Below are 12,820 nucleotides of genomic sequence, written 5' to 3' on the forward strand. Positions count from 1 at the left end.
CTTCACCCGCACGAAAGCACGATGCACACGAACGCACGGCGCGCCGAGAGACGCACCGAGAGACGCACCGAGAGACGTACCGAGAGACGTACCGAGAACGGAGAACAGTCATGGCCCAAGCCGCAGCCGTGGCGAAGCCGCCCGCGCCACCCCGGCGGCGCCGTGCCTCCGCCACGCCCCGCAGACTGCCGTACCTGCTGATCGCGCCGGCGGCCCTGTTGATGCTGGGCTTCATCGCCTACCCGGTCATCAGCGTCTTCTACTACAGCCTGCAGAACTACAACCCCACCAAACCGTGGCGCAACGGCTTCGCGGGCTTCGACAACTTCGTCCACGCCTTCACCGACGACCCGCAGTTCTGGGACACGCTGACCTTCAGCGCCAAGTGGGTCCTCGTCGAGGTCGGGCTCCAACTGCTGTTCGGCCTGGCGCTCGCGCTGATCGTCAACCAGACCTTCGTGGGGCGCTCGCTCGGCCGGGCGCTGGTCTTCTCCCCGTGGGCCGTCTCCGGAGTGCTGACCTCCGCGATCTGGGTGCTGCTCTACAACTCCCAGACCGGCATCACGCGTTACCTCGCGGACATGGGGATCGGCGAGTACGGCACCAGCTGGCTGTCGGACACCTCCACCGTCTTCCCGGCGGCGATCATCGCCGACCTGTGGCGCGGTGTCCCCTTCTTCGCGATCCTCATCCTCGCCGACCTCCAGTCCGTCTCCAAGGACCTGTACGAGGCCGCGGAGGTCGACGGCGCGAGCCGGATCAAGCAGTTCTGGCACATCACCCTGCCCCACCTGAAGGACGCCATCGTCCTGTCCACGCTGCTGCGCGCGGTGTGGGAGTTCAACAACGTCGACCTGCTCTACACGCTCACCGGCGGCGGCCCGGCGGGGGAGACCACCACCCTCCCGCTCTACATCGCCAACACCAGCGTCGACGCACACAACTTCGGCTACGCGTCCGCCCTCACCACGGTCGCGTTCGTGATCCTGCTCTTCTGCTCGATGGTCTATCTGCGGCTGAGCAAGTTCGGAGGAGGCGACAAGTGATCACCAAGGAGGCCACCGAGGTCACACCCGTCCCCGTGCGCGTGACCGACGCGCCCGACCGGCGCCCGTCCCGGCACAAGCGTGCCTGGGACGAGGCCCCCCGCTGGCAGATCTACCTCCCCCTGTCGATCTACCTGGTCTTCACCCTCGTCCCCTTCTACTGGATCCTCCTGTTCGCGCTGCGCCCGGCCGGCTCGACCTCGCTCGTGCCCTGGCCGATGACCTTCGACCACTTCGAAAAGGTCTGGAACGAGCGGGACTTCGCGGTCTACTTCCAGAACAGCGTGCTCACCGGCGTGGCGACCCTGCTGCTCACCACCGGAGTCGCCCTGGCGGGCGGCTACGCCCTCGCCCGCTTCGACTTCAGGATCAAACGCGGGTTCATGCTCGCCCTGCTGTGCACCCAGTTCGTGCCGGGCGCGCTGCTCCTCGTGCCGCTCTTCCAGATCTTCGCCGAGCTCAAGATGATCAACTCGCTCGGCAGTGTCATCATCGCCGAGACGGTCTTCCAGCTGCCGCTGTCGATGATCCTGATCAGCGGCTTCATCCGGAACGTGCCGTACTCCCTGGAGGAGGCCGCCTGGGTCGACGGCTGCAACCGGCTCACCGCCTTCCGGATCGTCGTCCTTCCCCTGCTGCGGCCCGGGCTGATCGCCGTCGGTTCCTTCGCCTTCGTGCACGCCTGGAACCACTTCCTGTTCGCCCTGATGTTCCTGTCCGACCAGACCAAGCAGACGATCCCCGTCGGCCTCAACACCCTGATGAGCGCGGACAGCGTCGACCTGGGCGCGCTGGCCGCGGGCGGCATCATCGCCGCCGTCCCGGTGGTGCTCGTCTTCGCCTTCATCCAGAAGTGGCTGATCACCGGCTTCAGCGCGGGGGCGGTGAAGGGATGAGGTTCCGTCAGATCACGGTGGTCGCCGCCGCGTTGGGACTGCTGTGCGTGCCCGCGCAGGCCGAGGCCCGGGACATCTCCCGGGACACCCTCGCCGCCGACGACGGCTGGGCGGCCTACGGCACCGGCACCACCGGAGGCGCGGCCGCCGACGACGCCCACGTCACCACCGTCACCGACCGCGCCGGACTCGTCCGCGCCCTCGACGGCGGCAGCGACACCCCGAAGATCATCAAGATCGCCGGGACGATCGACGCCAACACCGACGACGACGGCGACCACCTGGACTGCGCCGACTACGCCACCGACGGCTACCGCCTGAAGCGGTACCTGACCGCCTACGACCCGCGCACCTGGGGCGCCGCCAAGCCGAGCGGCGCGCAGGAGGAGGCCCGCCAGGCGTCGGCGGCCGCGCAGGCCGAGCGGATCGTGCTCCCCGTCGGCTCCCACACCACGATCGTGGGCCTCGGCGACGGCGCCGTCCTCAAGGGCGCCAGCCTCCAGGTGAAGAACGCGGACAACGTCATCCTGCGCAACCTCGACCTGCGCGACGCCTACGACTGCTTCCCCGTCTGGCAGCCCAACACCGGCGGACTCGGCGACTGGAAGACGGCGTACGACAACATCTGGCTGACCGGTGCGACACACGTCTGGGTCGACCACGTCACCGCCTCCGACCGGGGTCACCCCGACTCCGCCGAACCCACCTACTTCGCCCGCAACTACCTGCGCCACGACGGACTGCTGGACATCACCAACGGCTCCGACCTGGTCACCGTCTCCTGGAGCCGGTTCGCGGGACACGACAAGGCCATGCTCATCGGCAGCGGCGACACGGCCACCGGCGACCGCGGGAAGCTCCGGGTCACGCTGCACCACAACCAGTTCGAGTCCGTCGTACAGCGCGCACCGCGCGTCCGCTTCGGACAGGTGCACGTCTACGACAACCGGTACGTCGTCCCCGAGGGCGCCGAGTACCGCTACTCGCTGGGCGTGTCGACCGAGTCGGCCGTGTACGCCGAGAACAACGCCTTCCACACCCCCGGCCACGTGGAGGTCGCCGACCTGGTCAAGAGCTGGAACGGCACCGCCCTGCACCAGAGCGGCACCCTCTTCAACGGCTGGCCCGTGGACCTCCTCGCCGTCTACAACGCCTACAACAGCGGCAGCGAGCGCGACCTCACGGCGGACGTCGGCTGGACGCCTACCCTGCACACAAAGATCGACAGCGCCGCGGTGGCCGACCGCGAGGTGGCACGCGGCGCGGGCGCAGGGAGGATCCCATGAGCACCGCCGAACCGATGAGCAGCCCGGTCCCGATCGTCCTCGCGGGCGCGCGCGGCCACGGCCGCTGGCACCTGGACAACATCCGCCGGCTCCAGGACAAGGGCATCGTCCGCCTGGCGGGCGTCTGCGAGCTGACCCCCCTGACCCCGGCGGAGATCCCCGAGGGCCTCGGCACGCCCGAGCAGTCCGCCGACTTCGGCGCGCTGCTGGACACGACCGGCGCCCGGATCGCCGTCGTGTGCACCCCGATCCCCACCCACACCGACCTGGCCCTGATCGCGGCGCGCAAGGGGGTCCACCTGCTCCTGGAGAAGCCGCCCGCGCCCTCCTACGCCGAGTTCCGGCGGATGGCGGACGGGGTCGCCGAGGCGGGCGTGGTCTGCCAGATCGGCTTCCAGTCACTGGGCTCGCACGCCGTGCCCGCGATCCGCCGGCTGATCGAGGACGGGGTGGTCGGCGAGGTCGCAGGTGTCGGCGGCGCCGGGGCCTGGGCCCGGCCCGAGGCGTACTTCCGGCGGGCGCCCTGGGCGGGCAGGCGACGGCTGAACGGCGTCGACGTGATCGACGGGGCGCTCACCAACCCGCTCGCGCACGCCGTCGCCACCGCCCTCGCGCTGGCCGGCGCCACCCGCGCCACCGACGTCACCGGCATCGAGACCGAGTTGGCGCACGCCAACGCCATCGAGTCCGACGACACCTCCTGCGTCCGCGTCCGCACGGCCGGCGGCCGCGAGATCGTCGTCGCGGCCACGCTGTGCGCCGAGGACCCCGACGACCCGTACGTCATCGTGCACGGCAGCCGCGGCCGGATCACCTACTGGTACAAGCAGGACCGCGTCCTGCTCCAGCGGGCCGGTCACGGCCCCGAGGAGTTCGAGTACGGCCGCACCGACCTGCTGGAGAACCTCGTCGAGCACCTCGCCGACGGGACGGAACTGCTGGTCCCGCCCGCCGCGACCGAGTCGTTCATGCGGGTCGTCGAGGCGATCCGGGTCGCCCCCGACCCGGTACAGGTGCCCGACGACGCCTGGCGCCGGCTGCCCGACGAGGAGCGGCGGGTCGTCCCCGGCATCGACGGCCTCGTCGCGGCCGCAGCCGACACCCTCGCCCTCTACTCCGAACTGGGCGCCCCCTGGGCGTTCACGACCGCGCATCCGAAAGAGGTGAGCCCCTGATGACCGCAACCGCACCCGACGCACCGGTCGTCCTGCGCGTCGCCGGCCGCCCGGTCGCCCGCTACGTGACCCGGCCCGAGCTGCCCGCCCGACTCTCCCCGCGGCCCTATCTGCACCCCGTCACCACCCTGGCCGGCACGGCGGTCACCGAACTGAGCCCGGCCGACCACACACACCACCTCGGCGTCGGTGTAGCCGTACCCGACGTCGAGGGGCACAACTTCTGGGGCGGACGCACCTACGTCCGCGACCGGGGCCCGACCGAGCTCGACAACCACGGTGCCCAGCGGCACGGTTCCTTCCAGCTCCGCGACCCGGACGGCTTCGTGGAGGAGCTGCGCTGGGTCGCCTCGGGAACCGACCTGCTGCGCGAGCGCCGTACCGTCGCGGCCACCGAACTCACCGACACCGCCTGGGCGCTGGACTTCACCTTCTCCCTGACCAACGTCACCTCAGGGCCGCTGTCCATCGGCAGCCCGGCGACGAACGGGCGCCCCGGAGCGGCCTACGGCGGCTTCTTCTGGCGGGCCCGCAAGGAGGACGCGGCCCCCGAGGTCTTCACCGCCGACACACAGGGCGAGGCGTCCGTCCACGGCGCCCGCGCCGACTGGCTCGCCCTGGCCGGCGCCCACTGGACCCTGGTCTTCGCCGGGGCCACCGGGGCCACCCGCCGCGACCCCTGGTTCGTGCGCACCGCCGAGTACCCGGGTGTCGGCTCCTCGCTGGCCTCCTCGGAGAGGCTGCGGGTTCCGCCGGGCGAGACGGCCGTACGCCGGATCGTCACCGTCGTCGCCGACGGCCGTCTGGACCGGCACGAGGCCGCGGCACTCGTACGGAAGGCGGTCAGCCAGTGACGCACGAGACGTACACCAACCCCGTACTGAACGCCGACTGGTCCGACCCGGACGTCGTGCGGGTCGGCGACGACTTCTACCTCACCGCCTCCAGCTTCGGCCGCGCCCCCGGCCTGCCCCTGCTGCACTCGCGCGATCTCGTCCACTGGACGCTGGTCGGCCATGCCCTCGAACGCCTCGAACCGGCGGCCGAGTTCAGCTCTCCGCGGCACGACTGCGGAGTGTGGGCGCCGTCCCTGAGGCACCACGACGACCGCTTCTGGATCTTCTGGGGCGACCCCGACCAGGGCATCTTCCAGATCAACGCCCCGCAGATCAGGGGGCCTTGGTCCCGCCCGCTCCTGGTGAAGGAGGGCAAGGGGCTCATCGACCCCTGTCCCCTGTGGGACGAGGAGACGGGCGAGGCCTATCTGGTCCACGCCTGGGCCAAGTCCCGTGCGGGCGTCAAGAACCGGCTCACCGGTCACCGGATGCACCCGGAGGGGACGGCCGTCCTCGACGAGGGCAAGGTGATCGTCGACGGGGACCGGATCCCCGGCTGGTTCACCCTCGAAGGGCCGAAGCTCTACCGGCACGACGGCTGGTTCTGGATCTTCGCGCCCGCCGGGGGAGTGGAGACCGGCTGGCAGGGCGCCTTCCGGGCCCGGGACTTCTTCGGCCCGTACGAGGAGCGGATCGTTCTGGAGCAGCAGGACACCGAGGTCAACGGCCCCCACCAGGGCGGCTGGGTGCGCACCTGGTCCGGCGAGGACTGGTTCCTGCACTTCCAGCAGCGCGGCGCGTACGGCCGGGTCGTCCATCTCCAGCCGATGCGCTGGGGTCCGGACAACTGGCCGGTGATCGGCGACGAGGGCGCTCCGGTGGCGGAGCACCGGCGGCCCGACCTGCCCGCGGGACCGCCGGCCGCACCCGCCACCGACGACGACTTCCCCGGCGGGCGCTTCGGCCGCCAGTGGTCGTGGACGGCCAATCCGCAGGACGGCCTCGCCACCCAGCACTCCGCCGACGGACTGCGCCTGACCTGTGTGCGGACCGCCGACGCGCACGATCTGCGGACCCTGCCGAGCATCCTCACGCAACGGCTGCCCGGGCTCCCGTCCGCCGTGGAGGTGGAGCTGGAGCTGCACAGCGAGGAGCCGGGTGCCCGCGCCGGGCTCGCGGTCCTCGGGGACGCCTTCGGCTGGATAGGGCTCCAGCGGGGCACCGACGGGGCCGTCCACCTCGTGCACCGGTTTGCCGAACCGGTAGCCGAGCGGGAGCGGGACGCGGCCCACCCGCGGCTCGCCCCCGGGGGACGGGCGCGCCTGCGGATCGAGGTCGGTACCGGAGCACGTTGCCGTTTCGCGTACGACATCGGTGACGGCCTGCGCCGGTCGGGGCCCGTGTTCGCCGCCACGCCCTGGCGCTGGGTCGGCGCCCTGCTGGGCCTCTTCGCCCTCGCGCCCCCCGGAACCGGGCACGCGGGAGCGGCCTCGTTCAGCGAGTTCCGGATCAGAACGCTCTGACCCACCTGTTCCGTAAGCGTGTTGGGAGACGCAATGACGCACCTCCGTAGCAAGCGCTTGCCGCGGCCGGCCGTGGTCCTGGCGGCCGTCGCCGGTCTGGTGGCGGCTCTGGGTCTCGGCGCCGTCGGCGAGGCGAAGGCCGCCGGTGAGCCGGGGACGGCCGCCACCTCTGCCCCTTCGGGGTCCCGCTGGACCGACACCGCCCACGGCTTCGCCTCGCTCGCCGGCGGCACCACCGGAGGCGCGGGCGGCGAGGTCGTCACCGTCACCGACCAGGCCTCGCTTGTGCGGTACGCGGCGGCCGAGGAGCCCTACGTCATCCGGGTCGAGGGCGCGGTGGCGGTCGAGCCCTTCGGCTCCGACATCGTGGTGACCTCGAACAAGACGATCATCGGCGCCGGCGACACCGGCGAGATCGTGCACGGGGAGCTGCACCTCAACCCCGGTACGCACAACGTGATCATCCGCAATCTGACGATCCGGGACTCGTACGTCGAGGGCGACTGGGACGGCAAGACGACCGACTTCGACGCGATCCAGATGGACACCGCCGACCACGTGTGGATCGACCACAACCGCTTCACGCACATGGGCGACGGGCTGCTCGACATCCGCAAGGACAGCCAGTACATCACCGTCTCCGCCAACCGGTTCGACACCCACAACAAGGCGTTCGGCATCGGCTGGACGACGAACGTCCTGACCCAGATCACCATCGACCACAACTGGTTCACGGGGACGAAGCAGCGCAACCCGTCCGCGGACAACTGCGCCTACGCCCACCTCTACAACAACTACCTCTCGGCGCAGGTGGCCGACGGGGACCCGGTGTGGACGTACGGGAACTGGTCGCGCGGCCACACGAAGATGGTCATCGAGAACAGTTACTTCGACGGGATCCAGCACCCCTACCAGGCCGACGCCACCGCCGAGCTGGTGCAGCGCGGGTCGATCCTGAGGAACACGAGCGGGCGGACCGACGCGTGGGGTACGGCCTTCGACCCGCGGGAGTTCTACGCCTACCGGCTGGATCCCGCGGCCGCCGTTCCCGCGCTGGTCACCCGGTTCTCCGGGCCGCAAGCGCAGATCGGCGCCCCGCCGCGCCCGCGCACCGGCACCACCCACTGACCCCCCACAACTTCATATCTCCGTTGGGATCCAGAAGAAGAGAGCCGACCACATGAAGAGCAGCATCCGCAGAAGCAGGCGCGCCGCCCTGGCCGTCGCCCTGGGCTCCGTGCTCGCGCTGACCGCCACCGCCTGCGGCGACGACGGCAGCGGCGGCGCGGGGGACAAGGGAGGCGAGGGCTCCGGCAAGGGGGAGATCACCTTCTGGGACAACAACGGCGGTGTGCGTACCGACGTCTGGAAGGAGATCATCGCCGACTTCGAGAAGGCGAACCCCGACATCAAGGTCAACTACGTCGGTGTGCCGGCCGACAGCGTCCAGTCCAAGTACGACACCGCCATCCAGGGCGGCGGTCTGCCCGACGTCGGCGGCGTGGGCACCGCGATGCTCGCCGAGGTCGCCGCGCAGGGCGCCCTCGAACCGCTGGACAGCCGGATCTCCGAGAGCGCGCTGAATGGCAAGCTCAACGAGAAGTTCCTGGACGGCGTCAAGGCGGCCGGGATCGACGGCAAGACGTACTCGGTGCCGACCTCCGCGAACAACGGCACCCTCTGGTACCGGACCGATCTGTTCCAGCAGGCCGGTCTCGACGCGCCGACCACCTGGACGAAGTTCTACGCGGCCGCCGACAAGCTCACGAACAAGGACAAGAACGCGTTCGGCTACACCATCCGCGGTGGCGCGGGGTCCATCGCCCAGGCGCTGGACGCCACCTACGGGCAGAGCGGCATCACCGAGTTCTGGAACGGCGAGAAGACCACGGTCAACGACCCGAAGAACGTGGCCGCGCTGGAGAAGTACGTCGGCCTGTTCAAGAAGAACACCCCGTCCGCCGACGTCAACAACGACTTCACCAAGATGGTCGCCCAGTGGGACTCCGGGACCATCGGCATGCTGAGCCACAACCTGGGCTCCTACGGGGACCACGAGAAGGCGCTGGCCGGCAAGTTCAAGGGCATCCCGGCGCCCACGCAGGACGACGGCACCCGGGTGCAGGTGTCCAACCCGGTCGACGGGCTCGGGCTGTTCAAGGCGAGCAAGAACAAGACCGCCGCCTGGAAGTTCATGGAGTTCGCCGCGTCGCACGCGTCCAACAGCAAGTGGAACGAGACGGCGGGGCAGGTGCCGGCGAACAACGAGGCCGCGCAGGACAGCTGGGTGCAGGCGTCGGAGCCGACGAAGCTGGCCGCCGAGGCGCTGGCGGGCACCACTACCAAGATCGTGCAGCTGCCGTACTACCTGCCCGACTGGAACACCATCTCCAAGGCGGACAACGAGCCGAACTTCCAGAAGGTGCTGCTCGGGAAGCTGAGCCCGAAGGACTTCCTGGACACGCTGGCCGAGCAGCTGAACGCCGCGCAGGCCGACTGGAAGAAGAACCACGCGTAGTTCGCGGTTTCGATCGCGGGGGGCTGCCGGCCGGTCGGGTCCGGTCGCGCAGTTCCCCGCGCTCCTAGGGAATCCCCTGAACCTCTGTTGAAAGGTGCACTTCGTGTCCCTCAGCCGCAGACAGGTCACTTCGGCGGCGCTCGCCGCCGTACCGCTCGGCGCGGTGGCGGCCGGGCCCGCCCGGGCCGGGGCCCGCCGGCCCCGCACGCTCTTCATCGCCGGTGATTCCACCGCCGCTCAGAAGTACTCCGACGCCGCTCCCGAGACCGGGTGGGGAATGGCGCTCCCCTTCTTCCTGCACAAGGACCGGCCCGTCGCCAACCACGCGGTGAACGGCCGCAGTTCGAAGAGCTTCATCGACGAGGGCCGGCTCGACGCCGTCCTCGCCGCGATCCGGCCGGGGGACCTGCTCCTCGTCCAGTTCGCGCACAACGACGAGAAGACCACCGATCCGACCCGCTACACCGAGCCCTGGACCACCTATCAGGACTACCTTCGGATGTACGTGGACGGCGCCCGCGCGAAGGGCGCCCGGCCGGTGTTCGCCACGCCCGTCGAGCGCCGCCGGTTCGACGCCGAGGGGAACGCCGTGCCGACGCACGGCGAGTACCCGGCCGCCATGCGCGCGCTCGCCGAGGCGGAGCGGGTGGCACTGCTCGACGTCCAGGCGCTGTCGCTCGCGCTGTGGCAGCGACTCGGCGTCGAGGAGACGAAGACGTACTTCAACTGGACCGAGACCGAGCAGGACAACACGCACTTCAATCCACCGGGCGCGATCGCCGTCGCGCGGCTCGTCGTGCGGGAGTTGCTGCGGACGCGGGTGCTCGGGCCGCGTGACGTGGTCCGGCTGCACGACGAGATCCCCACGTCCTGGATCACCTGGCCCGCACCGCTCGCGTAGGACCCGCTGCACCCGCTTCCGCTCGCGCAGGACCCGCACGCCTTTCGCCACAAGAGGAGAACCGTACAGTGCGTACACAGATATGTCATGGACGCGTCATAGCTGCCCTGGTGGGCTGCACCGCGCTGGTGCTGTCCGTCACCGGCACGGCGTCCGCCCAGACCGACGCCCACTCCCGCTCCTCGTCCCGCGACCTCGGCCGGCAGGTGCTGGGCGCGAACGACGGCTGGGCCGCCCACGGGACGGGAACCACGGGCGGGTCGGCCGCCGACGCCGCCCATGTGTACACCGTCACCACCTGGGCCGAGTTCAAGGCCGCCCTCGCCGCCGGCGGCAGCGCGCCGAAGATCATCAAGGTGAAGGGCGTCATCGACGCCGTCGCCGAGGGCTGTGACGCCTTCGCCGCGCCCGGCTACGACTTCGACGCCTACCTCGCCAAGTACGCGCCCGAGACCTGGGGCCTCGACACCGACCTGAGTGCCGAGCCCGCCGACAGTCCGGAGGGGCTGCGGCGCGCCTCCGCCGCCGCCCAGGACACGGCCATCAAGGCGAACATCCCCGCCAACACCACCATCGTCGGCATCGGGAAGAACGCGGGCCTCAAGGGCGTCAGCCTTCAGATCAAGGCCGTCGACAACGTGATCATCCGGAACCTGGCCTTCGAGTCGCCCATCGACTGCTTCCCGCAGTGGGACCCGACCGACGGCACGAACGGCAACTGGAACTCCGAGTACGACACGGCCGTCGTCTACGGCTCGACGCACGTGTGGCTGGACCACAACACGTTCACCGACGGATCGCACCCGGACAGTGCCGCGCCGACCTACTTCGGCATGCTGTACCAGCAGCACGACGGCGAGCTGGACATCGTCCGGGGCGCCGACTACGTCACCGCCTCCTGGAACGTCTTCACCGACCACGACAAGACGATCCTCATCGGCAACAGCGACAGCGAGTCGACGGCCGTCGGCGACCGGGGGCACCTGAAGGTGACCTTCCACCACAACCAGTTCTCGAACCTGGTCGAACGCGCTCCCCGGGTCCGCTTCGGGCAGGTCGACTCCTACAACAACCACTTCGTCGCCGACGACGCCTTCGCCTACAGCTTCGGCATCGGCAAGGAGTCCCAACTCGTCGCCCAGCACAACGCGTTCACACTGCCGGCGGGCGTCAGCGCGGCCAAGGTGCTGAAGCGGTGGAACGTGGCGCCGCTCACCGCCGACGACAACTACGTCAACGGCAGGCTCACGGACCTGATCGCCGTGCACAACGCGGAGATCCCGGCCGAGGTCCTGGAGTCCGGCGCGGGCTGGACGCCGACCCTGCGCACCAAGGTCGACCCGGCGAAGGCCGTCCCCCGGATCGTCGACTGCGGCGCGGGCGCCGGGCGTCTGGGCTGACCCCTCCTACGAAGGCCGGGGCGCGCGGCGCCCGTCGCCGCCCCGGCCCCCTCAGCAGAGCCGCACTGCCAAGGAGCACCCGCATGTCCTCGCCCCGACACCCCCACCACCCCCACCACCCCCGACTCCCGCTCTCCAGAAGAGGATTCCTGACGGCGACCGCCGGTACGCTCGCCGCCCTCGGCCTCGCCGCCGCACCCGCGCGGGCCGCCACCGCGCGCCGCGGCCCGTTCGGCCGCCACGGCTCGCCGGCCGACCGGCTCACCCCGCGGACCCTGTACGTCGACCCGCTGGGCCGGGGCGACTTCACCGCCGTCCGGGACGCCGTCGCCGCCACCACCGGCACCGGCTGGACGCTGGTCCTCGCCCCCGGCACCTACCGGGAGACCGTCGCCCTGGACGCCACCCGTAGCGAGGCCACCTGGATCGGCGCCTCCGAGGACCCCCGTGACGTCGTCATCGTCCATGACAACGCGGCCGGCACCGCCAAGCCCGGCGGCGGCACCTACGGCACCACCGGGTCGGCCACCACCACCGTGCAGGCCGACGGCTTCACCGCTCGCTGGATCACCTTCGCCAACGACTGGCTGCGCGCCGACCACCCCGACATCACCGGCACCCAGGCCGTCGCCATCAAGGTCCAGGGCGACCGCTCCGCCTTCCACCACTGCCGCTTCCTCGGCCACCAGGACACCCTGTACGCCGACTCCCTCGCCCTCACCGCCTTCGCCCGGCAGTACTACGCGCACTGCTACGTCGAGGGGGACGTGGACTTCGTCTTCGGCCGGGCGACGGCCGTCTACGAGCACTGCCACTTCCGCACCCTGAACCGCACCGACCTGGCCGCGGCCCCCTACGGCTTCGTCTTCGCCCCCTCGACGGCGGGCGCCAACCCGCTCGGCTACCTGGTCGTCCGGGGCCGGATCAGCAGCGAGGCACCCGACGCCTACTACAAGCTGGCCCGTCCCTGGGTCCCCAGCTCCGACACCACCGCCCGCCCGAGCCTCACCGTCCGCGACACCCGTCTGGACGCCGGGATCGACGCCGTCGCGCCCTACACCAACATGTCGGCCTCCTTCCCCTGGCAGAGCCAGCGGTTCGCCGAGTACCGCAACACCGGGCCGGGAGCGCGGATCACCGTCCCCGAGAACCGCCCTCAACTCACCCCGGAACAGGCGCGATCGGCGACCCGCGGGGCCTACCTGGGCGACTGGGAGCCCTGGAAGGGGGAGTGCTGAG

The 12,820-nt window shown here is 70.7% G+C and carries 10 protein-coding genes and 1 pseudogene; all 11 read left to right on the top strand.

Annotation, left to right across the window (positions count from 1 at the left end; all coding sequences use genetic code 11):
* Window positions 1-110: 110 nt before the first annotated feature.
* The 11 genes and pseudogenes from OHU34_RS32235 (at window position 111) to OHU34_RS32285 (ending at window position 12,819) form a co-directional block, all read left to right on the top strand.
* Window positions 111-1,046 carry a carbohydrate ABC transporter permease gene (locus tag OHU34_RS32235; RefSeq protein WP_230196275.1) on the top strand — a complete coding sequence of 312 codons (936 nt, stop codon included), beginning with the start codon at window positions 111-113 and terminating at the stop codon, window positions 1,044-1,046.
* On the top strand, window positions 1,043-1,942 hold the full coding sequence (locus OHU34_RS32240) for a carbohydrate ABC transporter permease (RefSeq protein ID WP_142269706.1): 900 nt from the start codon (window positions 1,043-1,045) through the stop codon (window positions 1,940-1,942). Before OHU34_RS32235 ends, OHU34_RS32240 begins: the two co-directional genes overlap by 4 nt.
* Window positions 1,939-3,228: a polysaccharide lyase family 1 protein gene (locus OHU34_RS32245; RefSeq protein ID WP_142269705.1), complete on the top strand. Its 1,290-nt coding sequence runs from the start codon at window positions 1,939-1,941 to the stop codon at window positions 3,226-3,228. The genes OHU34_RS32240 and OHU34_RS32245 overlap by 4 nt, the downstream gene beginning before the upstream one ends.
* The gene (locus OHU34_RS32250; protein WP_405769639.1) at window positions 3,225-4,403 is read left to right on the top strand and encodes a Gfo/Idh/MocA family protein; all 1,179 of its coding nucleotides are present in this window, start codon (window positions 3,225-3,227) and stop codon (window positions 4,401-4,403) included. Before OHU34_RS32245 ends, OHU34_RS32250 begins: the two co-directional genes overlap by 4 nt.
* Window positions 4,403-5,257 carry a PmoA family protein gene (locus tag OHU34_RS32255; RefSeq protein WP_405769641.1) on the top strand — a complete coding sequence of 285 codons (855 nt, stop codon included), beginning with the start codon at window positions 4,403-4,405 and terminating at the stop codon, window positions 5,255-5,257. Before OHU34_RS32250 ends, OHU34_RS32255 begins: the two co-directional genes overlap by 1 nt.
* Entirely contained in the window at window positions 5,254-6,762 is a 1,509-nt protein-coding gene (locus OHU34_RS32260) for a family 43 glycosylhydrolase (protein ID WP_405769644.1), read from the top strand. The genes OHU34_RS32255 and OHU34_RS32260 overlap by 4 nt, the downstream gene beginning before the upstream one ends.
* Window positions 6,763-6,795: 33 nt before the next feature.
* A pseudogene (locus tag OHU34_RS32265) lies at window positions 6,796-7,854 on the top strand (polysaccharide lyase family 1 protein); the annotation flags it as partial.
* Window positions 7,855-7,942: 88 nt separating this feature from the next.
* Window positions 7,943-9,280, top strand: coding sequence for a sugar ABC transporter substrate-binding protein (locus OHU34_RS32270; protein WP_230196279.1), 1,338 nt, complete (start codon window positions 7,943-7,945; stop codon window positions 9,278-9,280).
* 103 nt (window positions 9,281-9,383) lie between these two features.
* The gene (locus OHU34_RS32275; RefSeq protein ID WP_405769647.1) at window positions 9,384-10,181 is read left to right on the top strand and encodes a rhamnogalacturonan acetylesterase; all 798 of its coding nucleotides are present in this window, start codon (window positions 9,384-9,386) and stop codon (window positions 10,179-10,181) included.
* A gap of 68 nt (window positions 10,182-10,249) precedes the next feature.
* The gene (locus OHU34_RS32280) at window positions 10,250-11,581 is read left to right on the top strand and encodes a polysaccharide lyase family 1 protein (protein WP_405769650.1); all 1,332 of its coding nucleotides are present in this window, start codon (window positions 10,250-10,252) and stop codon (window positions 11,579-11,581) included.
* 83 nt (window positions 11,582-11,664) lie between these two features.
* Window positions 11,665-12,819: a pectinesterase family protein gene (locus OHU34_RS32285; protein ID WP_405769653.1), complete on the top strand. Its 1,155-nt coding sequence runs from the start codon at window positions 11,665-11,667 to the stop codon at window positions 12,817-12,819.
* The last annotated feature ends 1 nt before the right edge of the window (window position 12,820 follow it).

The organism is Streptomyces sp. NBC_00080, from assembly GCF_045041255.1.
GTDB lineage: Bacteria > Actinomycetota > Actinomycetes > Streptomycetales > Streptomycetaceae > Streptomyces > Streptomyces coriariae.